The sequence below is a fragment of the Geodermatophilus sp. CPCC 206100 genome (assembly GCF_048569675.1).
Classification (GTDB): Bacteria; Actinomycetota; Actinomycetes; order Mycobacteriales; family Geodermatophilaceae; genus Geodermatophilus.
Window position 1 is genome coordinate 57,522 of the sequence record NZ_JAQISV010000029.1, and the last position, 18,962, is coordinate 76,483.

The window sequence follows — 18,962 nt, forward strand, 5'->3', positions numbered from 1 at the left end:
TCCCCGCTGGCCCCCGCCGTCGAGGCCGGGGCCTCGTGATACCGCGCGATACCGCAAGCGGCGCACCTGGCGGTTCTCGGACGTGTGTGAGGGGTCGTCGGCGCCATCGGCCGAGGACGAATGTGCTGCTCAGAGAGCCTCAACGCATCTGGATGCCGGCTCCCCTACGGGAGTTCAAGTCCCCCCCTCGGACACTTCGAAGTGGGACTCCGCCCACTCCCTGGCCGCCACCGTGGCGTCGCCTCGAGCGGGCACGTCCCAGCCGACGAGGGCCTAGAGAAGGCCCAGGGCCCTGAGGATCGCCGGCAGGATGACCAGGACGCCGCCCAGGACGACGGGCGCGCCGCAGACCCCGATCAGCATGACGCGCGCACCCAGCCGGGCCCGGCGGGCGTACGAGGTCGCGAGGACGCCGAACCCGATGGCCGCCGGCACGAACGCGAGCAGGTAAGCGGCGGCTGAGACGTCGATCTGCTGGGCATCGCCGGCGACGCCGGTCAGCATGACCACCGCCTGGATCATGCTGCCGATGACGTACACCGCGAGGGTGGCGAACGCAGCCCACAGCAACGCGCCGACCATCCTGGGGCCCAGGAATCGGGGCGTACGGCTGACCGCCAGCAGGGCCACCGCGGCGCCGACCAGCTTGAGGACCGCCACGAACCAGTTCGCCACCGAGAGAGCCGTCGCCTCGTCGGTGTACCGACCTACCCCGAAGTGGTCCGCGAGTTCGAACCAGACGCTGATCGCGGCGAACCCGGCGCACCACAGGGCCACCAGCAGGCCGAGAGCGACCAGGAACGGGCCGGGCGGGGTGGGTGGGCGTGGCCCGACGGCCTGCCCGGCCTCGGCCGTGCCGGTGGTCTCAGTCATGGGGCCCTCCGCGTGCGTCGGTCGCGCCGAGATCCACACCTGCCGGACGCCGCTGCGCGAGAGGTGCACGGCTGCGGGAGTGGCGCCGTCGCGACACCGGTCGAAGGCCGGGGCGGGCGAGTCGTCGCCCGGAGCATCGACAGGCCGTAGAGAGCGCCTCCGGGGACGGCCAGGACCGCTGTGAGCACGACTGCGGTCGTGGGGTGCCCACCGTCGGCGAGCAGTACCTGGGCCGGAGATTGCACGGCGGCCGTGGTGCAGCCGAGCCAGATGGAGAGCCACGTCAGGCGTGGCCGTCGTCCGGAGATCTCTCGCACGAGCGGCGCGACGAAGCCTCCGAGAGCCATCAGACCGGTCACGACGAGCGTCGTCCGTTGCACCAAGGCGTCCATGGCCTGCGGGCCACCCTCTCCAGGACCGAAAGTGCCCCACCAGAGCATCGCCGCACCGAACGGCACGAGGCCGAGCCCGCCGGCGACGACGACCCAGGCCGGCGGCGGATCCGGGCTGCGGTCCAGGACGGCGCTCCACCGAGCCACGGCATGGCGCGAGGCGAGCACCGCGATGCCGACGGCCATCAACCCGAAGCCGCCGTAGACCGTGGCGAACACCCATGGCCTCAGGTGGTCCATCCCGCCGGTGCGCACGTCGCCCTCCACGGCGAGCTGGACGACGCTCCCGAGCGGCAGCCCGAGCAGTACCGGAGCCAGCAGCCCGGTGGCACCCGCCCCCAAGCCGAGCATGATCCACGCAGGGACACGTCGTCCCCACGCGGAAGCCAGCGCCAGAGCCAGCCCGATGGCCGACAGCTCCAGGACGATCGTGACGTTGTTGCCGACGACCATCCGGGTGCCGTGCAGCTCGGTGAGAGCCGTTCGGTCTTCCACGCCGATACTGGCTCCGTTCAGCCACGACAGCTTGAGCGCGATGTACGGCACGGCCGCGAGGACCACGAGTCCGAGAGCGACCGCCTCGATGCGAAGACGCACGATCCACCTCCTCTTCGATACGAAGTCCGGCCCGCGGTACCGGTCCGGCGCGAGCTCGTCGACCGCCACCGCCCCGAGGGCGCTGGTGCCCGGGAGTCGCGGATCGGGTGCTCGACCGGGGTACGCGTCAGGCGACGAAGGACTCGGGGCCGAACCGGCCGACCGCGATGAAGACGGCGAGCAGCACGTAGGCGGCGTTCACCAGCACCAGCCTGTACTGGCCGAGACGCCCGTGGGTGATCATCGCCCCGACCATCAGGGCGACCCAGCACACCGAGGGTCTTGACGAACGCGGGACTGGCATTCCGCGTCCATGCCGCTCCCTCGTGGTGCTGCAGCTTCTCCTTGGGGACGAAGGTCTTGGTGACGCCGCCGATGAGGGCCACCAGGGCCAGTAGGCCGGCCGCGATCCGCAGGGTGATGTCCATGGTTCCTCCTCGAGGTCCCCTCCCGGCACGACGTGGTCGACGTGCAGCAGGTGCGGAGCGGGACGGGTCCTGCCGTCGGGGCCGTCGCGGAGTGCTCACCCGTGACGGCGCGGGCCTCGCGTTCGTGCTCTCAGACGGGCGAGGTGGGATCCCTGTGACATCCAGCCCGGGCCGCCAGCCCGGTCGATGGTCACGGACGACCCCGCCCTGCCGAGCGCGGAACGGAGCCTCGTGACCCAGGCGCTCAGGGCCGTTCGGTCGCAGCCTCGGCCAGCAGCAGCTCCGCGGCGTCCCTCGCCCCGTCGGTGCCGATCTCACCTGCCATCGCAGTCGCCCGAGCGCGCGTCTCAGTCGTCAGCGCCGTTCCAAGCGCGACCGAGAGGGACTGGACGGTCGGCACCGGACCGTCGTGGGCGGCACCGATGCCGAGTTCGGCCACCCGCCGGGCCCAGTAGAACTGGTCGCCCCCCTGGGGCACCACCACCTGCGGCGCACCGGCCCGGGCGGCCGCGGTCGTCGTGCCCGCACCGCCGTGGTGCACGACGGCTGCCACCCGGCCGAACAGCTGCTGGTGGTTGGCCTCCCCGATGACGAGGCAGTCGTCCTGGTCGCCGACCGGGGTCAGGCCCGCCCAACCACGGTTCACCAGCACCCGTCGGTCCTGCGCACGGATCGCCTCGACGGCCGCGCGCGCGCCGTCCGGCCGCAGGGTCCGCATGCTGCCGAACCCCAGGTAGACGGGCGGTTCGCCGGCGGCCAGGAACGTGAGCAGGTCGGTCGGCAGTGGGCGTTCGTCGGGCAGGATCCACGCACCCGTCTGCCGGACATCGAAGCCTCCCGGCCCGCGCCAGGGGCCCAGGGTCGGGTCGGCCGCCAGGAACGGCTGAGCGGTGAACACGAGCTCGCCGACGTTCCGCACCGGGGGCAGACCCATCGAGGCGCGGTGGGTGTTGATCGGCGCACTGAACACGTCGTCGAGACTTTGGCCGTCCAGGCCATCCAGGACGTCCGGGCAGAAGAGCACGCAGCGGTACGCGACACCCGACCTCTCGGCGACGCTCGGCGCGACGAACTGCGACATGGCGGTCGCCACGATCACGTCGCAACCCGAGGCCGCCTCGGTCACGGTGCCGTACTGCGCGGCGATGAAGTCAGCCACGCGCTGCTGGCGTTCGGCGGCGGTCGGCGGCCGGTGCCACGAGCGCCAGGGCCGGTCGAACGGCACCGGCGACACGCACTCGCGGGCCAGCAGCTCCGTGAACTCCTCGTCGGGAGGTGCGCACATCCGCACCTCCGCGCCGAGCGCCTGCAACTGCACCGCGAGCGCGACCATCGGCTCGACGTCCCCGCGTGACCCGTACGTGGACAACAACACGCGCATCTCGGGACTCCCGCATCCGTGTGAGCGCTCAGCGGCTACGAGCCTCCTTCACCTCCCGGTGGAGGGCCCAGGCGTCAGCTACCGGGCCCAGGTGTCGGAGTTTGTCGGGGTTGCCGACCGATCGGACGGTCTGGACCTGACCGCCCAGCAGGTCCAGTACGAACGTGAAGGCCACCCTGCCCTTCCGGTCCCGGAGGATCGCGCCGGGCTGACCGTTCACCTCGCAGCGTTCGAGCGTCGCGCCGACCCGCGCGAGGTCGGCGAAGATCGCCGCGAGCAGGCGGGCGACCTTGTCCGCGCCCACCACGGCGCGACTCAGGGCGGGGGCCTTGCCGCCGGCGTCACCCACCAGCTGGACGTCCGCGGCAAGCACTGCCCGCAGGCCGTCGACGTCGCCGTCGCGGATCGCGTCGAAGAACCGGGCCGCGAGTACGTCCCGTGCCTGGCGGTCCACCTCGAACCGCGGTCCTCCGCTGTGCATGTGGTCCCGGGCCCTCACCAGCAGCTGGCGACAGGCGGCCTCCGACCGACCCACCGCAGCGGCGACGTCGGCGAAGTCGTAGGCGAAGACCTCCCGCAGCACGAACACCGCGCGCTCGAGGGGCGACAGCCGTTCGAGCAGCAACAGTGCCGCCATGGACAGAGAGTCCGCCAGCTCCGCGGACCGCGCCGGGTCCTGGAACGGATCGGTGAGCAGGGGCTCGGGCAACCACTCCCCCACGTACTGCTCGCGCCGCACGCGCGCCGACCGGAGCACGTCGATCGAGATCCTGGTGACCACCGCGGAGAGGAAGGCCTTGGGTGACCTGGGCCGCGTCGGGGTCGTCTCATAGCGCAACCAGGCTTCCTGCACCGCGTCCTCCGCCTCGGCCACGCTGCCGAGCAGGCGGTAGGAGATGGAGAAGAGCAGGGGCCGGAGCTCCTCGAACTCCTCGGTCCGGCTCACGACACCCCCCTCCGCTGTCACGCCAGGTCTGCCCTGAAGCCCTGACGCCACGACGGGTAGCGCAACACCCAGCCCAGCTCGCGCTTCGCCTTGGCGTTGGAGAAGCCGCGGCCCTCCGTCATCATGCCGACCGCCATGTCGCCGGCCAGCACGCGTGCGAGCCACGCCGGGATCCGCAGGGGCGGCTTGGCTCCGGCGCACTCGGCGAGGAAGGGGAGCCACTCCGAGAACGGCGCCGGCTCGTCGTCCACGATGTTGTAGACGCCCGTGACGTCCTGCTCCACCGCCAGGACGGTCGCACTGGCCGCGTCGTCCACGTGGACCAGTGAGGTGTACCCGGTGCCCCCTCCCACGATCGGGAGCAGGCGCTTGCGCAACAGAGCGATCTGTTCGTCGTTGGCGCCCGCCCCGTAGAAGGCGCCGTAACGCAGGGCGACCCCGCCGGCTTCGGTGACGACCTGCTCCAGGTGGGCGACCGCCGTGGTCCCCTCGGTCATCTCGAGGGGATCGTCCTCCGTCTTGACCCACCCGCCTTCCCGCGCCCCGTTGAAGCTGCCGTGGCTCTGGGTCACGACCCGTCGCACGCCGGCTGCGTCGGCGGCGTCCAGCAGGTGTTCGATCCCCTCGGCACGGAGCCGGTTCGTAGCCGCGAAGAACTCGTCGGGCCTTCGCGGGTTGGCCTTGCCCGCATGTCGTGCGGAGAGACCGGTCATCTGGTTGACGATGACGTCCGGCTTGACCTCCGCGACCACCTCCCCGACCGACAGCGGGTCCAGTCCGTTCATGACGCGCCCCTCGGCGCCGAGCCGCTGCAGGAGCCCCAGCTTGACGGGGTCCGTGGTCGTTGCGCTCACCTGGTGGCCCCGCGCGACGAGTGCGGACACCACACCGCGACCGATGACCCCGCTTCCACCCGCCACCAACACTCGCATCGTCAGCTCCCTTCGTGTGCCGTGGTCGGGATGGAGACGAGACAGCGCGGCATCCTGTGACGTGCCTCTGGCGTTGCGGCCGCACCGCGGACGTCTTCCGACGTCGCCTCCCCCAGACTGCGGGGCTCAGGTCATCGACGGGCGGCGGGGTGCGCCGCGGAGCGGTGCGGTCCCCGGCTCACGGGGCGGGCAGGGCGAGCCGCAGGACGATCTCGCCGTCGTCGATCTCACCGGTGGGCTGGAAGCCCAGCCGCTGGTAGAAGGGCCACGGTCCTCCCTCGCCGAGCTCGTAGCTCGTCAGCAGCTCCGTGCCGCCATCGGCTCGCACCAGGTCGACGATCTGCGCCAGCACCGCTCGGCCGACCCCGCGCCCCTGGTGCCGCTTGTCGACGAGCAGCCGCCACAGGAAGTGGCGCCCCCGGTACGGTCCCTTCCGCGGCTTCCAGGACAGCATCACGAAGCCGACCGGCTCGTCGCCGCTGTACACGGCCCGGGACCACGGATTGGCCCTCGGCGCGTGGGTGGCGTCGCGGAGAGAGCGGGACACCGAGGCGACGAACCGCTTCTGGCGGCCTCGGACGCGCAGCGCGCGGACTGCCTCGCGGTTGTCGTCGGTGATCTCCCGGAGGTGGATGCCTGGAGACCTCGCGCTCCACCGCTTCGTGTCCCCGGCAGTCGGCTCCTGCTCCGACCGCGCACCACCCCGGGCGGGCGCAGGGCCGCGCGCCGCGCACGGACGCCGCACGATGTCGGCGGGGACGCTCCCGTCGGCAACGCGCTCCGACTGCTCGAACGACGGATGCGACGCCATGCACCACGATCGCCCCTGTCGCCTCGCCAGACAACGGAACCCGGCGTCGTCCGACGGGCCCGCCGCGACGCGAGGACCACCTCGGCGGGGCGCGTCACGGCGAGGCCCGCACGAACTCCCGTCCGTCGAAGCGCCAGCGCACGGTGAGGGGCACGGAGGGCCCGGTGGCGTGGGAGTCGTCCGGCCCGTAGGCCGTCATCGCCGCCACGATCTCCCCGTCCTGGACCGACAACCCCGCTGCGTCGTACACCGGCGGCGGTTGCACGCCCGTCTGCAGGGTGAACGGGCTGGGGAGGGCGCCCAGCGGTCGACCGGTCGACGAGAAGATCTGGACCTCCTGGACGACGCCGTTGGACGGCTGCGGCGAGCAGTCCAGCAGGACGGCGGCGTCGGGTGCACCGTCGCCGTCCACGTCGCCGCCGGCCGTGGCCGTGACCCGGATGTCGTAGTACTCGTAGTGCGGAGGGCGGCTGCTGTCCGCAGGGACCCGCGCTCCCCCGTCGACCACGGTCGCCCGGAAGCCGTCGGGGACGATGCCGTCGCAGGTCACCGTGTACGCCCTGTTCAGCCAGTCGGCCGCCGCGCCTGCCGGGACCTGCGCTTCCCCGGTCGGCGCCGCGGAAGCACACCCGGGCAGCAGGAGACAGGCCAGGGCGACGAGCGTGCGGCGGCGGAAGGCGGCTGCCCCGGAGACGCTCCGCGACATGGACATCGGCGATCACCTGGCCCCCGACGCACAGGAGGGGAGGGCTGCGTCGGAACCCGAGAGTCCCACCGGCGTCGCCCGCCGTGCGCGGGCGGAGTGGCCCGCCGGCCGTTCCGGGCGAGCCGGTGCACCCGCCCGGCCGGGTGACTGCGGACGGTGAGGGACAGAACCGCCGGTGTCGGTGTCCACACCGGGGCTCCGGGGGTCGGCGCGGACACGGACACGGTCGGACCTGCGGAGGACGGCGACACCCTGGCCGTCATCCGGCTGCCCTCCGGCCGAGACGGAGCGACCCGTCAGCCCTGATCCGCTCGCGGCGGCGGCACCGGCGAGGGCTCGATGTTCTGGTTCAGGTGGAACAGGTTCCCCGGGTCGTAGCGGCGCTTGACCTCGGTCAGCCGCCGATGGTTGGCGCCGTAGTTGTCCGGCGCCTTCTGCTGGTCGTCGGGCGAGGCGAAGTTGACGTAGCCGCCCGTCTGCGAGTGCGGCGCGATCGCCGCGTAGTAGTCCCGCACCCAGGCGATGTTGTCCTCGTTCTCGGCGGGATCCGGCCACATGCCGGCGATGTTGATCACGTAACGGGCGTCTCGGTGGCCGAAGGCCGTCGCGTCGGAGGGCACATCGTGCACGGCGCCGTCCATCGTGTACATGTGCATGGCGCAGGTGATCGCCGGCATGCGGGCGCCCATCTCCATGTGCGCCGCGATCAGGTCATCGGTGAGCTCGGAGACGAAGGCGTTCTTCCAGTAGTGCTGGAGGCCGGGTGGCAGCAGCGGGTCGAAGAGCGCGTTCAGCGCCGGGTACGGCATCGGCGCCACCATCTCGGCGGCCGGGGTGGCCACCTGGCGGAACCGGTCGTAGAACCGCTCGCCCTCCTCGAGGTCCCCGGTCCAGCAGGAGATGACCACAGCGAACGGCTGCCCGACACGGTCCTCGGGGATGAACGGCAGCGGCGCAGCCAGGTGCACGGACGGATAACCGCCGTACTCCCGTGGAGCCTCGTCGAGCATGTCGTCGAAGAACCGGTAGATGGCCGGCCCGTCGGTCAGCTCGAAGAACATGAGCCCGACGAGCACCTCGCCGACCGGGTGCAGGCGGTACGTGAAGTCGGTGACCACGCCGAAGTTGCCGCCGCCGCCGCGCAGCGCCCAGAACAGGTCGGGGTGCTCGTCCTCGCTGGCCGTCAGCCGCGTGCCGTCGGCGGTGACCACACGCGCCGACAGCAGGTTGTCGCACGAGAGGCCGTGCGCCCGGCCGAGGTAACCGATGCCGCCCCCGAGGGTCAGCCCGGCGATGCCCGTGGTCGAGAGGATCCCCCCGGTGGTCGCCAACCCGTGGGCGGCGGTGACGTCGTTGAAGCGGCCCCACGTGGTGCCGCCGCCGGCGGTCGCGGTGCGCTGGGCATCGTCGACGACCACGGTCTGCATCGGCGAGAGGTCCGCGACGATCGCTCCGTCCGCGGTGCCGAACCCCGGCACGCTGTGCCCGCCCCCACGGACGGCGAGGTCCATCCGCTGCTCGCCAGCCAGCCGCACCACCGCGACCACGTCGTCCTCCGTCGCGCAGCGGACGATGGCCGCAGGCCGCGCGTCGACCATCCCGTTGTAGACCCGACGCGCCGCTTCGTACTCAGGATGTCCCGGACGGATGACCGTGCCGGCCACCCGGCCGGCCAGCGTCGACAGTGCCTCGGTCATGGCTGCTCCCTCGTCCACTCGGGTGGGCGCGCACCCGCGGTCCGGGAGCGCACGGACTGCGGCGTCGAGGCTAGGGGCGGGGCGGGAGCACCGGACACGGCCAGAGGTCCTTCCGCGGCGCATCCGTGTCCGCGACCAGACCTCCGCTGGCCTCGGTGTCCCTCCTGTGGGCAGCATGACGGGATGCGCCCGTGCACTCACCTGGTCCTCGGCGGTGGTGCGGCGATGGGTGCCTACCAGGTGGGGGCCCTCCTGGGGCTGCTCGAGTCCGGCCTGCCGGTGGACGTCGTGCACGGCAGCTCCGTGGGGGCGCTGAACGCCGTCTTCCTGGCCGTGCAGCCGGACCTGGCGCGGGCCCAGGAGTTGACCCGCATCTGGGACGAGCCGTCGATGGTGGGTGTCCTGCGGCCCGGCTGGCCGGCGCGCCTCCGTGGCCTCACGCGGTCCGTGCGCCCCGGCGGCGCCCTCCTCGATGCCCGTCCGCTGCGACGGTTGATCGAGCGGCACGTGCCCACCGGGGACCTGTCCGCCCTGGCCGTGCCGGTGACGGTGACGACGACGTGCCTGGACTGCGGCACCGCCCGGCGCCACGACACGGGTGACCTGGCCGACGTGGTGCTGGCCAGCTGCGCGCTGCCGGGGCTCTTCCGGCCGGTGCAGCTGGCGGACGGTCACCTGCACGTCGACGGCGGCATCCTCGACGGTGTCCCGATCTCCGCCGCGCTGGAGATGGCGGCGCCGGAGGACCGGATCCTGGTGATCGACTGCGGGCTGGCGCCGGTCACCGGCCGGGTGGACGTCTGCGCGGCCGCCTCCGACGTGCTCGCCGGCCAGGCCTGCGGCATCCCGATCGAGCCGGGCCTGCCCGCCTACGTGGCGCCGGAGGAGAGCAGCATCGGTGCGCTCGACGCCGTGCTGCGGGCCTTCACCGTGGCGCGCGCCGCGGCGAACCGCAGTGCCGTGCGGGAGGCACTGGACGATCCCCGGGTGCACGTGGTCCCGCACGTCGCCGATGCGTGGGCCGCTGGCCTGCTGGAGACCCTGCCGACCGGGCCGCGCGACGTCAGCCGGACGGCGGACCTGCTGCGGGCCGGCCGGGCGGTGACGGAGCGCTGGCTCGCCGGACAGTCCTGGGCCGGGTCATCGGCGACCGAGCACCGCTGAGGCGACCGGAGAGCCGATCTCGCGGAGGTGCCCGATCCCGTAGGGCAGGCCGTGCCGGAGCGCCCAGCGCGCGCGGGCTCGGCGCGAGGGGCCCCGCGGGACGACCACCTGGCCGATGGGACGCGTGGGCGTGCGTCCCGCTCCGCGCAGGACGTCGATCGCGGCTGCGGCCATCCCGCGGTGGCCGGCCGGGCTGGGGTGGATGCGGTCGAGGGCCCACCCGCCTGGCCGGGCGAGTGCCGGGACCTGACGGAGGTCGAGCACGTGCACTCCTGGCCACCGGGCCGCCTCGTCGACAGCGGCGTTGACCTGGGCGATCCGCGACCGGGTCGCCTGCGCCACCCGGGCCGGCAGCGGGAGGAGCGTGGCGGCGTCGTGCAGGCGGGCCAGCAGCACGTCCTCGGCCCGGCCTCGCAGCTCGGTCACGGTGGCGAGCAGGTCGGCACCGACGGTGGCCGCGTCGAAGCCGGACCGGGCGACGTCGTTGAGGCCGATCAGGAGGGTGGCGACGTCCGTGCCGCCCGGGAGGCGCGGGACCTGGGCGGTCCGGACGTCGGCGACCCGGGCCCCGGGGACCGCCAGTCGCACCAGGCGGCCGCCGGGCAGGGCAGCGGCGAGCAGGGCGACCCAGGTGTCCGCGGGGTGCACCCGGACACCGACGCCCTCGCCGCAGGTGAAGCTGTCACCGAGCGCTGCGACGACCGTCACGGCACACCGGCCAGGGTCCGCGTGTGGACACCGAGGAACCCCTCCACGGTGGCCGCCCACGAGAACTGCTCGGCGCGTGCCCGGGCCGCCGCGCGGCGGACCTCCTGCGGCACTTCGAGCAGGTCCTCCACGGCGTCGGCGAACGAGCGGGGACCCCCGACGGCCGACCGTCCGGCGTGGCGGCCGATCACGCCGGGGAGCGCGGAGCGCGCGTCCGCCACGACCGGCGTTCCGCACGCGAGGGCCTCGAGCGCGGCCAGGCCGAAGGTCTCGATCGGGCCGGGAGCGAGCGCGACATCGGCGTCCGCGAGCACGGCGGCGAGGCCGGCGCGGTCGGGGACGAAGCCCAGCCACTCGACCGGCAGGTCGCTCGCGGCTGATCGCAGCCGTGCTCGGAGCGGTCCGTCCCCGGCGACGGTCAGCCGGACCGGCACCCCGCGGCGGCGTAGCTCTCGTACGGTGCCGATCGCGACCTGGGGGCGCTTCTCCCGGGACAACCGGCTGGCCATGACGAGGACGACGTCCTGCCGTCCGGCGGGCAGCGCGGGTCGGAAGGGGAAGGCTGCCGCGTCGACGGCCAGGGGGACGATCTCCACCCGGGGCGCGGCCACCCGGCGGAACTCCGCAGCGGCCCACGCGGTGGTGCACACGACGGCGTCGAAGTCGCGGGCGAGCGCGGCGTTGGACCGGTCGGCCAGCGCGTCCAGCGGCAGCAGCCCGGGCAGCCACTGGGCGAGCCAGCGGTCCAGCCGCTCGTGACTGACGACGAGCGACGGCACACCCCGAGCGCGGGCCCACCGTCCCAGGCCGCGCAACGTCGTCCGGTCGTGCACCTCCAGGACGTCGGGGGCGACCCGCTCCAGGATCCGCCGGACACCGCCGCGGTCCACCAGCACGCGGTAGCCGGTGCCCCGCAGGGCTGGGGAGCGCAGCGTCACCTGCCGGCCCCACCGGGTCGCGACGTCGTCGTCCGCGGCCCCGGGCAGGACCTGCACGACCTCGTGGCCGGAGCCGGTGTAGCCCTCGGCCAGGTGGCGCAGCGTGGTGCGCAGCCCGCCCGACGTGGGCGTCACGAAGTTGGCGACCTGGACGATCCTCACGCCACGGCCCGGTCGGGCGACGTCCGGGCGCCGGCGACGACATCGCGGTAGTGCTGCACGAGCTCCTCCCCCACGGCCGCCCAGGTGCGGCCCATGACCGACTTCCTGGCCTGCTCCCCCATGTGCCGGCGCAGGTCCGGCCGGTCCTGCAGGGTGCGCACGCAGTCGGCGAGGCCGGCCGCGGACCCCGGTGCGAAGAGCAGGCCGTTGACCCCGGGCTGCACCAGGTCGAGCAGGCCGCCGGCCGCGGGCGCCACGACGGGCACCCCGCTGGCCAGCGCCTCCTGAGCGGCCTGGCAGAAGGTCTCGTGCGAGCCGGTGTGCACGAACACGTCGAGAGAGGCGAAGGCGGCCGCCAACCGGTCGCCGGTCAGGAGGCCCGTGAACAGGGCCCGGTCGAGCCGGCGCTCCAGCGCGCGCCGCTGGGGACCGTCCCCCACCACGACCAGCCGGACCCCGGGCAGGTCCTGGACGGCGGCGAGCAGGCCCAGCTCCTTCTCGTGCGCCAACCGCCCCACGTAGCCGATCACCGTCTGCCCGTCGGGCGACCACTCCTGCCGCAGGGACCGGTCGCGCCGGCGGGGACCGAAGCGCTCGAGGTCCACCCCTCGGCCCCAGCGGACGACGCGTTCGATGCCGTGGGCCTGGAGCTGCTCGGCCGCCGCCCGGCTGGGGGCCAGGGTCCGCGCGGCGGCCGCGTGCACCCTGCCCAGCCGCCGCCAGACCGCCGCCTCGGCGATCCCCACCCCGTAGCGGCCGGCGTAGGCCGCGAGATCGGTCTGGTACACGGCCACGCACGGGACGCCCAGCTGCGTCGCTGCCGACGCGCCCTGTGCGCCCAGCACCGCCGGGGACGCCAGGTGCACGACGTCGGGCTCGAACGCCCGCAGCGTCGGGAGCATGGCCGAGAACGGGAGGGCGACGCGGAAGTCCTTGTACCCCGGCACAGGGCAGGACGGTGAACGGACGACGGGCACTCCGCGCCAGGCAGTCGGACCGGGTCCCGGCGCGATGACCAGCGCCTCGTGGCCGTGGGAGGAGAGCTGTTCGCAGATCCGCAGGACGGAGTTGGTGACGCCGTTGACCTGCGGGAGGAAGGACTCGCTGACGATCGCCACACGCACGGCAGCAGCCTGCACGCCGGCCGGGGGCCTCCCGTGGGCGCGGCGGGGTGGGTCGGCTGAACCTGAGGCGAAGAGATGGCGATGCGCAGGACGATGGCGACGGTCGACGGGGCGCGCCCCCCGGTCGCGGTCCAGTCGCTCGCCGAGCTGGGCGGCACCTTCGTCGAGCCCCACCCCGAGCCGCCGCCCGACGCGCTCATCCGCACGGCGGACGTCGTGGTGAACACGGGCGCCGCCGAGGACCGCCCGGACACCACCGGGGCCCGGTACGTGGACCGGGCCCTCCCCGATCCCGCAGGCCGGCCTCTCGAGGAGGTCCGGGTACGGCGCGACGAACTGGACCGCCGGGTGCGCGCTCTCCTGGACGACCTCCCCAACCGGAGCGACGGGGCGGCCGGACCCGTCGGCGCCACCACCGGCGGCCGGCCACCGGATGGCACCCGTGCCTCGTGACGAGGAGCCGGCCCGCGACCGGTTTCAGGCGTGCTTCCTCGAACGCACCGTCCGGCTGGACTGCCTGCGCGACGAGCCCCCGGCGGACCGACACCGGCGGTCACCCGAGGGCCTGGGTGCACCCGGCGGCGACCGGGGACGAGCCCCGGCCGCCACCGGGCCGCCTCTCAGGCCGCGTCCGCCAGGCTCCGGACCCCGCTGGTCACGGTGAGAGCGAGCCGGCGGCCCACCCGCAGGCCCTGGTCGGCGAGCGCGAACGTGGCTTCGATGACGTCCTCGGGGCGGACGAGCACCGCGGGCACGACGCTGCGGACGATCGTGGTGATGCCCTGGACGAGGCCGGCGACGGCGTCCTCGCTGCTGCGCGTGGCCTGCGCCAGCTGCCGGCGGGCCCGCTCCTGCTCCTGGCTGCGGAGTTCGGCGAGCAGGTCCGCACGGGCCGCGGTCAGCAGCCGGCGGCCGCGCTCGTCGTCTGCCCCACCGGTGGTCGCGGAAGCGACCAGGTCCCAGGCGACGAGCTCACGGGCGCGCCGGGTCACCTCCTCCTGGGAGGTGGCGAGGTCCTCGGTGTCGCGCCGCGACACCGCCGGCGGCGCGCCGTCCTCGACCGGTCGGGTGACGGCTGCGTCGTCGGTGTCCTCCTTCGCGGCGCGGGTCCGCTCGTTCGGCGTGGTGGTGCTGGTCGGGCCGGTCATGGGAGTCCTCCTGCGCTCGGTCCTTCAGGAGGTCCCAGGCTGGCCCCAGCACGTGAACGACAGGAGCGGCCCGGGCACACAGCCGGCGAGGCCCGGAGGAACTCGCCGATCGGCCTCGGGTGGGCGTGGATCACCGGCTACGCCATCGGCTCGGCCACGGAGTCGTCAGTGGATCCCCGCGTCCTGCTCGGCGGCGACACCGTGACCGCGCCGCCCGAGTGCTCCGAGTGCTCCGGGCGCTCGCTCCGGCCGCGCCCGGACGGCGATCGCCGACGTGCCGCGGTCCGGCTGCCGGACCTCGACCTGATGAGCCTCGACGTCCCGGGCCCGTCCGGGGTCGCGGGATGGGCAGGTGCCTGGTCCACGCCGGATGGAGGGACACAGTCGAGACGGGAGTGCTCCCACCTCATCCAGCCGGTCACCACTGATGACTTCCCGGCTCCGCGCTCGTCAGCGCTGCGCCCCTCTCCCCGCTCCGTCGACCAGGCGGCATCGAGGTCGACCAGGCGGCATCGAGCCGGGACACCGGCGGGCTCGATCTGCCAAGGTCGAGAGGTGAGCTCAGGAGACATCGCCTCCCGCCGAGCGCGGGCCGTCGCGGCCGCGGTCGCTGCGGGGCGGGAGGCAGGCCTCGACGTCATCGAGCCGCGGGTGCTCTACGACGTCTTCTCCGTCGTCGTGCACCTCGCACCGGCACCAGTGGTGGTGCGGGTGCCCACTGTGTTGCCCCGCACCGTCCGCGCCGACCCCGCCGGTCAGGTGGCGCAGATGGAGACCGAACTCGCCGTCGCCGGCTGGCTGACCGACCGGGGCTTCCCGGTGGTGCGCCCGGCAGCGGCCCGGCCGTGGGTGCACGGGGAGCAGGCGATGACCGCGTGGGTGCTCGTCGAGGTGGCGGCCGAGCCGGTGCCCGCTGAGCAGCAGGGGTCCGCGACTGCGCGGCTGCACGCGGAGCTGGCCGGCTGCCCGTTGCAGCTGGCCTGGTGGTTTCCGCTGGACGCGTCTGTCGCCGACGGGATCGACCAGCTGGCCGCCTTCCTGCCGCACGAGGACGTCGAGCGGGCGCGCGCCGAGTGGACGCTGCTCCGCCCCCTGGCCGAGGACCGGGCCGCGTTCTCAGCCGCCTTCCCGGGTGCGCACCTCCAGCCGGTGCACGGGGACGCGCCGTTCTACAACCTCCTTCCCACCGCCACCGGACCGGTGGCCTCCGACCTCGAGCACGTGCACCTCGGGCTGCGCGAGTGGGACCTCGCCGGGGCCCCACCGGCCGTGCGGACGGGATACGTCGCCGAGGCCGAGCGGCTGGGGCTGCCGCCGCTGGACGAGGCGCTGACCGCCGTCGCCGAGCGTGGACGGGACCTGCAACTGCTCGCCGTCCTGCCGCTGGACGCCGAGTTGCCCGGGCTGCTCGACGGCCTGACCCCGCTGGTGGAGGCCTGGCGGGCCAAGCCACCGCTACGCGACCTGCTGCCCTGAGCCGGTCCCTGCGCCGGCGGTACGGCCCACCTCCGAGCCGGATCCGACGCTTCGCCCGCTGGTGTCGCAGGACCTGCGGTGGTGTCGCTCCACGTCCCGCCGCGGCACGGGCTCACTCGTAGTAGAGCTTCTGGGGCCCCGGGTACACCCAGGACAGCGCGTCGCGCAGCCGGTCCCGCCAGTTCTCCCACGAGTGGCCGTCCCGGGCCTCCGTGTAGCGGACCTGCATGCCGGCGTTCTCGAACACGTGCACCATCGACCGGTTCGGCACGATCAGTTCCTCGTACACGCCGCAGGACATGAAGACCCGGTCGGCGACGGACCGCGGCTTCGCCCGGAACCTGTTCACGAACTCCACGACCGGGTCGAAGACCGGCCCGCCACCGTGGTCGCTGCCGATGTCGGTGAACACGAACGACCCGGACATCAGCACCAGTGACCCGTACGTGTCGGGCGAGCGGTACGCCGCCGCCAGCGTCGCGACCCCACCGAACGACGAGCCCAGCAGGCACCGCCCGGCCCGCTGGCCGACGAGTGGGAGCGAGGACTCCAGTTCCGGGACGAGCTCCTGCGTCAGGAACCGGGAGTGCGCCGCGGAGTTGGCGTACTCGTCCAGGCGGTCGCCGGGGTGGGTGAAGGCGACCACGGTCTCCTCGACGTCGAGACGGTGGATCAGGTTGTCCAGGACGGTCTTCATCGAGGCGTACTGCAGGAAGTCCCCGCCGTCGTGCACGACCAGCAGCGGGTAGGAGGCCGTCGGCCGGAACCGGGCCGGCAGGTAGAGCGTGACGTGCGCGTCGCGGCCCAGCGCGCGGCTGCGCAGCACGAGGTCCTTCAGCTCGCCCGGCCGTGCCTCCGGGTCGGGGAGCACCCAGTCCGGCGTCTCGTAGCCCTCCGCGAAGCAGACCGACGACGAGCCCATGGGGCTGTGCGACCGCTTCTCGTTCAGCGGGTCGTTGAAGCGCTCGTAGGAGTCGCCGCGCCGGATCTCGATCTGGTACTCGACCCGCGAGCCCCGCGGCAGCTCGAGCACCAGCTGCCACAGGTCGGTGCCGTCCAGGCGGCGCAGCGGGATCCGGTCGGGCAGCCCGACGATCCGCTGGCACACCCACGCCTCGTCCGCCTCCCCGCGCCACAGGAAGGTGCACCGGTCGCCCTCGACCACCGGGACCTCGTGCCGCCCGAGGAACCGGTCGACCGCCTCGGCGTCGAGGGGTGTGGCCGACGTGAGCCGGTTGATGGCGAGCTCCCCGGTACCGGTGCGCGGCTGGGCCGTGGTCATGCCGCTGTCCCCCCGGTGATCAGCCCGTTGGCACCGACCACTCGCGCTTCGGGTGGCACGGCGCCGTCGGGACCGAGATCCACCCGGACACCGTCGTCCAGGACCAGGCAGGCATCGGGCGCGAACCGGCGGGCCAGCCCCGACATGCGGAGGACGTCATCGGTCAGCAGCCGCCGCCGCGCATGCGGCAGCAGGACCAGGCCGGGGACCACACCGATCCCCGCGTCGAAGACCTCGGTCAGCGAGGCGCCCTGCGCCGCCCGGTCGTGGAAGAGCACCACCCGCGGGGTCAGCGCCATCGCCCCGCCCGACCACGCCACCACCCGCGGGGGCACGTGCGGCGACACGTGGAACAGGTGCAGGACCCTGATCAGGTCGCCGACGTGCCCGCCCGCGACGACGAGGCACTCCGCGGTCGCGAGGAGCCCGCGGACCTCCTCGCGATGCCGGGCGATCGCGCCCCGCTCCTCCAGGCGCCAGGTCCCGTAGAAGGCGTCGTGCAGCTCAGCGACCCTGGCCAGGTGCGTCGCGTCGAGCAGTCGCACCGCCTCGAGCGCATCGGCGGAGGCCATGGCCAGCGTGTGCGGATGCCCATCGGTGCGCGCGGTCACCGCGGACTCCGCCTGCAGCGCGTGGTCCAGCCGGATCAGGTAGAGCTGCCGGAGCTCGTCGAGCACCAGCCGGTGCTCGCGCTCGGCCGCGGCGTACTCGGGATCGGCCCGCAGCACGTCCATCCAGCGGGCGAACAACCGCAGGTTCACCGCCTGCCCGCCGGCCAGGGCGAGGATCTCGGCGTCGTCGGACTCCCGCTCCTGCCAGCCGGCGTTGACGACGGCCACCGGCCCGTCGACGCCCAGGGAGGAGAGGACCCGGTCCAGGGTCGGCCGCCGCTGGGGCCCGAGCAGCGTGATCGACGGGGTCACCGCGGGGGGCCTCAGTTCGCGTGGACGTGCACGGTGCGCCCGACGTCGTCGAGCATCCCGCGCAGCGCGTCGAAGTCGGGGTGCCGCATGCGGACGTAGGCGTTGGCCATGTACCCGGCGGTCTCCGGCTGGGTCGGCGTCCCGGGCGGCGGGAGGTGCGCGTCCAGCACCCACTGCCCGTGGCGGCCCTGGATCTCCTCGACGCCCGAGTAGCCGGAGATGGTGCCGTCCCGCTCCGGGCGCAGGGCCACGATGCCGGCCGAGTACTGCCGGGACGGCTGCCCCCAGACCTGCCCGTGCACGATGGAGTCGGCCCACTGGCGGTAGACGTCGAGGTCGTTGGCGGCCGAGTAGAGGTCCCAGGCGCCGACGCCGGGCGGCCGGCAGCCGATCTCGCTGAACTTCAGCCCCTTGGGCCCGAAGAACCACTCCATGTGCGTGGCGCTGGTGCCGATCCCGAGCGCCTCGTTGACTCGCCGCCCCAGGTCGCGCAGCTCCTGGTAGTCGGCCACCGAGTCGATCCGGTTGGTCGCCACGAACTGCGGCGAGATCCAGCGGGTGCGCATCGCCTCGAGCACGTTCGGGAAGTAGTGGGACACGAAGTCCACCGCCGGGACGCCGTCGACGGAGAGGGTGTCGTAGAAGCCCTCGTGCCCCTCGACGAACTCCTCGACGGCGATGGAGTCGACCTGCTGGGCGCCGAACAGGCCCAGCGCCGCGTCCAGCTCGGTGTCGCCGTCGACCCGCGTGGTGTCCAGCGCGCCGGCGCCGCTCCGCGGCTTGAGGATGAGCGGGTAGCCCACCTCCCGCGCGAAGGACCGGACCTCCTCGGCGGTGGACGCCGCGGTCGACGCCGCCGTCGGCACGCCGGCGGCCCGGAGCACCTCCTTCATCGACGGCTTGTCCCGGCACAGCCACGCCGTCCGCACCGACGTCCCGGGGATCGAGCAGTTCTCCCGGACCTGTGCGGCGGCCAACGTGTGGGACTCGATCGTGGCCTCGAGACGGTCCACCCAGACCTGGTCCTGGATCCACCGGACGGCGTCGGTCAGCGCGCCGATGTCGGTGACGCTCGGGACGTGGTGGTAGTGCACCATCCACGACCGCAGCTCGTCGTCCAGCCACTCCCCCGGGCGGTCGCCGACGCCGTAGACCGATGCCCCCACGTCGGCCAGGGCGCGCACGAAGTGGCGCTGCGTCGGGGGGAACGCCGGGTCGACGAAGACGACGTTCATGCCGGGAGCCTAGAAGGACCGCCCTTCCCCCCGCTCCTC

Annotated in this window: 19 protein-coding genes; 3 read left to right on the top strand and 16 right to left on the bottom strand. The window is 73.7% G+C overall.

What is annotated here, in order from left to right:
* Positions 1 to 273 precede the first annotated feature (273 nt).
* The 9 genes from PGN05_RS14740 to PGN05_RS14780 all read right to left on the bottom strand — a co-directional run bounded on the left by PGN05_RS14740 (position 274) and on the right by PGN05_RS14780 (position 8,763).
* Positions 274 to 873: a hypothetical protein gene (locus PGN05_RS14740; protein ID WP_419753305.1), complete on the bottom strand. Its 600-nt coding sequence runs from the start codon at positions 871 to 873 to the stop codon at positions 274 to 276.
* On the bottom strand, positions 870 to 1,931 hold the full coding sequence (locus PGN05_RS14745) for a hypothetical protein (RefSeq protein WP_419753306.1): 1,062 nt from the start codon (positions 1,929 to 1,931) through the stop codon (positions 870 to 872). Before PGN05_RS14745 ends, PGN05_RS14740 begins: the two co-directional genes overlap by 4 nt.
* A gap of 58 nt (positions 1,932 to 1,989) precedes the next feature.
* Positions 1,990 to 2,136: a hypothetical protein gene (locus PGN05_RS14750; RefSeq protein WP_419753307.1), complete on the bottom strand. Its 147-nt coding sequence runs from the start codon at positions 2,134 to 2,136 to the stop codon at positions 1,990 to 1,992.
* A 398-nt stretch (positions 2,137 to 2,534) separates the two neighbouring features.
* The gene (locus PGN05_RS14755; RefSeq protein WP_419753308.1) at positions 2,535 to 3,671 is read right to left on the bottom strand and encodes a glycosyltransferase; all 1,137 of its coding nucleotides are present in this window, start codon (positions 3,669 to 3,671) and stop codon (positions 2,535 to 2,537) included.
* 28 nt (positions 3,672 to 3,699) lie between these two features.
* Positions 3,700 to 4,617, bottom strand: a complete 918-nt coding sequence (locus PGN05_RS14760) for an RNA polymerase sigma-70 factor (protein WP_419753309.1) — start codon at positions 4,615 to 4,617, stop codon at positions 3,700 to 3,702.
* 17 nt (positions 4,618 to 4,634) lie between these two features.
* Positions 4,635 to 5,549: an NAD-dependent epimerase/dehydratase family protein gene (locus PGN05_RS14765; RefSeq protein WP_419753310.1), complete on the bottom strand. Its 915-nt coding sequence runs from the start codon at positions 5,547 to 5,549 to the stop codon at positions 4,635 to 4,637.
* A 178-nt stretch (positions 5,550 to 5,727) separates the two neighbouring features.
* Positions 5,728 to 6,360 (bottom strand): GNAT family N-acetyltransferase, encoded by a 633-nt coding sequence (locus PGN05_RS14770; protein WP_419753311.1) that lies wholly within the window; start codon positions 6,358 to 6,360, stop codon positions 5,728 to 5,730.
* Between the two features lie 94 nt (positions 6,361 to 6,454).
* Positions 6,455 to 7,072 (bottom strand): hypothetical protein, encoded by a 618-nt coding sequence (locus PGN05_RS14775; protein WP_419753312.1) that lies wholly within the window; start codon positions 7,070 to 7,072, stop codon positions 6,455 to 6,457.
* A gap of 290 nt (positions 7,073 to 7,362) precedes the next feature.
* Positions 7,363 to 8,763, bottom strand: a complete 1,401-nt coding sequence (locus tag PGN05_RS14780; protein ID WP_419753313.1) for an FAD-binding oxidoreductase — start codon at positions 8,761 to 8,763, stop codon at positions 7,363 to 7,365.
* Positions 8,764 to 8,946: 183 nt separating this feature from the next.
* Here PGN05_RS14780 and PGN05_RS14785 point away from each other — a divergent pair, with 183 nt between their 5' ends.
* Positions 8,947 to 9,927: a patatin-like phospholipase family protein gene (locus PGN05_RS14785; protein WP_419753314.1), complete on the top strand. Its 981-nt coding sequence runs from the start codon at positions 8,947 to 8,949 to the stop codon at positions 9,925 to 9,927.
* Here the strand turns inward: PGN05_RS14785 and PGN05_RS14790 are convergent.
* From PGN05_RS14790 to PGN05_RS14800, 3 genes are read right to left on the bottom strand one after another with little or no spacing between them, the layout of a single operon-like run.
* A complete protein-coding gene (locus tag PGN05_RS14790; RefSeq protein WP_419753315.1) occupies positions 9,904 to 10,635 on the bottom strand; it encodes an SGNH/GDSL hydrolase family protein in 732 nt (243 codons plus the stop codon). The two genes, PGN05_RS14785 and PGN05_RS14790, sit on opposite strands and share 24 nt — an antisense overlap.
* Positions 10,632 to 11,735 (bottom strand): glycosyltransferase, encoded by a 1,104-nt coding sequence (locus tag PGN05_RS14795; protein ID WP_419753316.1) that lies wholly within the window; start codon positions 11,733 to 11,735, stop codon positions 10,632 to 10,634. Before PGN05_RS14795 ends, PGN05_RS14790 begins: the two co-directional genes overlap by 4 nt.
* The gene (locus PGN05_RS14800; protein WP_419753317.1) at positions 11,732 to 12,859 is read right to left on the bottom strand and encodes a glycosyltransferase family 4 protein; all 1,128 of its coding nucleotides are present in this window, start codon (positions 12,857 to 12,859) and stop codon (positions 11,732 to 11,734) included. Before PGN05_RS14800 ends, PGN05_RS14795 begins: the two co-directional genes overlap by 4 nt.
* Positions 12,860 to 12,940: 81 nt before the next feature.
* Here PGN05_RS14800 and PGN05_RS14805 point away from each other — a divergent pair, with 81 nt between their 5' ends.
* A complete protein-coding gene (locus tag PGN05_RS14805; RefSeq protein WP_419753318.1) occupies positions 12,941 to 13,312 on the top strand; it encodes a hypothetical protein in 372 nt (123 codons plus the stop codon).
* Between the two features lie 167 nt (positions 13,313 to 13,479).
* On the opposite strand, the gene PGN05_RS14810 is transcribed toward PGN05_RS14805, so the two are convergent.
* Positions 13,480 to 14,007, bottom strand: coding sequence for a hypothetical protein (locus PGN05_RS14810; protein ID WP_419753319.1), 528 nt, complete (start codon positions 14,005 to 14,007; stop codon positions 13,480 to 13,482).
* A gap of 555 nt (positions 14,008 to 14,562) precedes the next feature.
* Between PGN05_RS14810 and PGN05_RS14815 the strand changes: the two genes are divergently transcribed.
* Complete coding sequence (locus PGN05_RS14815) at positions 14,563 to 15,483, top strand: hypothetical protein (RefSeq protein ID WP_419753320.1); 921 nt, start codon at positions 14,563 to 14,565, stop codon at positions 15,481 to 15,483.
* A gap of 112 nt (positions 15,484 to 15,595) precedes the next feature.
* Here the strand turns inward: PGN05_RS14815 and PGN05_RS14820 are convergent, their stop codons facing one another.
* From PGN05_RS14820 to PGN05_RS14830, 3 genes are read right to left on the bottom strand one after another with little or no spacing between them, the layout of a single operon-like run.
* The gene (locus tag PGN05_RS14820; RefSeq protein WP_419753321.1) at positions 15,596 to 16,765 is read right to left on the bottom strand and encodes an alpha/beta hydrolase-fold protein; all 1,170 of its coding nucleotides are present in this window, start codon (positions 16,763 to 16,765) and stop codon (positions 15,596 to 15,598) included.
* Complete coding sequence (locus tag PGN05_RS14825) at positions 16,762 to 17,688, bottom strand: hypothetical protein (RefSeq protein WP_419753322.1); 927 nt, start codon at positions 17,686 to 17,688, stop codon at positions 16,762 to 16,764. The genes PGN05_RS14820 and PGN05_RS14825 overlap by 4 nt, the downstream gene beginning before the upstream one ends.
* Positions 17,689 to 17,699: 11 nt before the next feature.
* Positions 17,700 to 18,923, bottom strand: a complete 1,224-nt coding sequence (locus PGN05_RS14830; protein WP_419753323.1) for an ATP-grasp domain-containing protein — start codon at positions 18,921 to 18,923, stop codon at positions 17,700 to 17,702.
* Positions 18,924 to 18,962: the final 39 nt, after the last annotated feature.

Excerpts from the sequence above, each read along its gene's own strand:
- PGN05_RS14740 (WP_419753305.1), bottom strand. The coding sequence starts at position 873 with ATGACTGAGACCACCGGCACGGCCGAGGCCGGGCAGGCCGTCGGGCCA.
- PGN05_RS14755 (WP_419753308.1), bottom strand. The coding sequence starts at position 3,671 with ATGCGCGTGTTGTTGTCCACGTACGGGTCACGCGGGGACGTCGAGCCG.
- PGN05_RS14765 (WP_419753310.1), bottom strand. The coding sequence starts at position 5,549 with ATGCGAGTGTTGGTGGCGGGTGGAAGCGGGGTCATCGGTCGCGGTGTG.
- PGN05_RS14770 (WP_419753311.1), bottom strand. The coding sequence starts at position 6,360 with ATGGCGTCGCATCCGTCGTTCGAGCAGTCGGAGCGCGTTGCCGACGGG.
- PGN05_RS14775 (WP_419753312.1), bottom strand. The coding sequence starts at position 7,072 with ATGTCCATGTCGCGGAGCGTCTCCGGGGCAGCCGCCTTCCGCCGCCGC.
- PGN05_RS14780 (WP_419753313.1), bottom strand. The coding sequence starts at position 8,763 with ATGACCGAGGCACTGTCGACGCTGGCCGGCCGGGTGGCCGGCACGGTC.
- PGN05_RS14785 (WP_419753314.1), top strand. The coding sequence starts at position 8,947 with ATGCGCCCGTGCACTCACCTGGTCCTCGGCGGTGGTGCGGCGATGGGT.
- PGN05_RS14805 (WP_419753318.1), top strand. The coding sequence starts at position 12,941 with ATGCGCAGGACGATGGCGACGGTCGACGGGGCGCGCCCCCCGGTCGCG.
- PGN05_RS14810 (WP_419753319.1), bottom strand. The coding sequence starts at position 14,007 with ATGACCGGCCCGACCAGCACCACCACGCCGAACGAGCGGACCCGCGCC.
- PGN05_RS14820 (WP_419753321.1), bottom strand. The coding sequence starts at position 16,765 with ATGACCACGGCCCAGCCGCGCACCGGTACCGGGGAGCTCGCCATCAAC.
- PGN05_RS14830 (WP_419753323.1), bottom strand. The coding sequence starts at position 18,923 with ATGAACGTCGTCTTCGTCGACCCGGCGTTCCCCCCGACGCAGCGCCAC.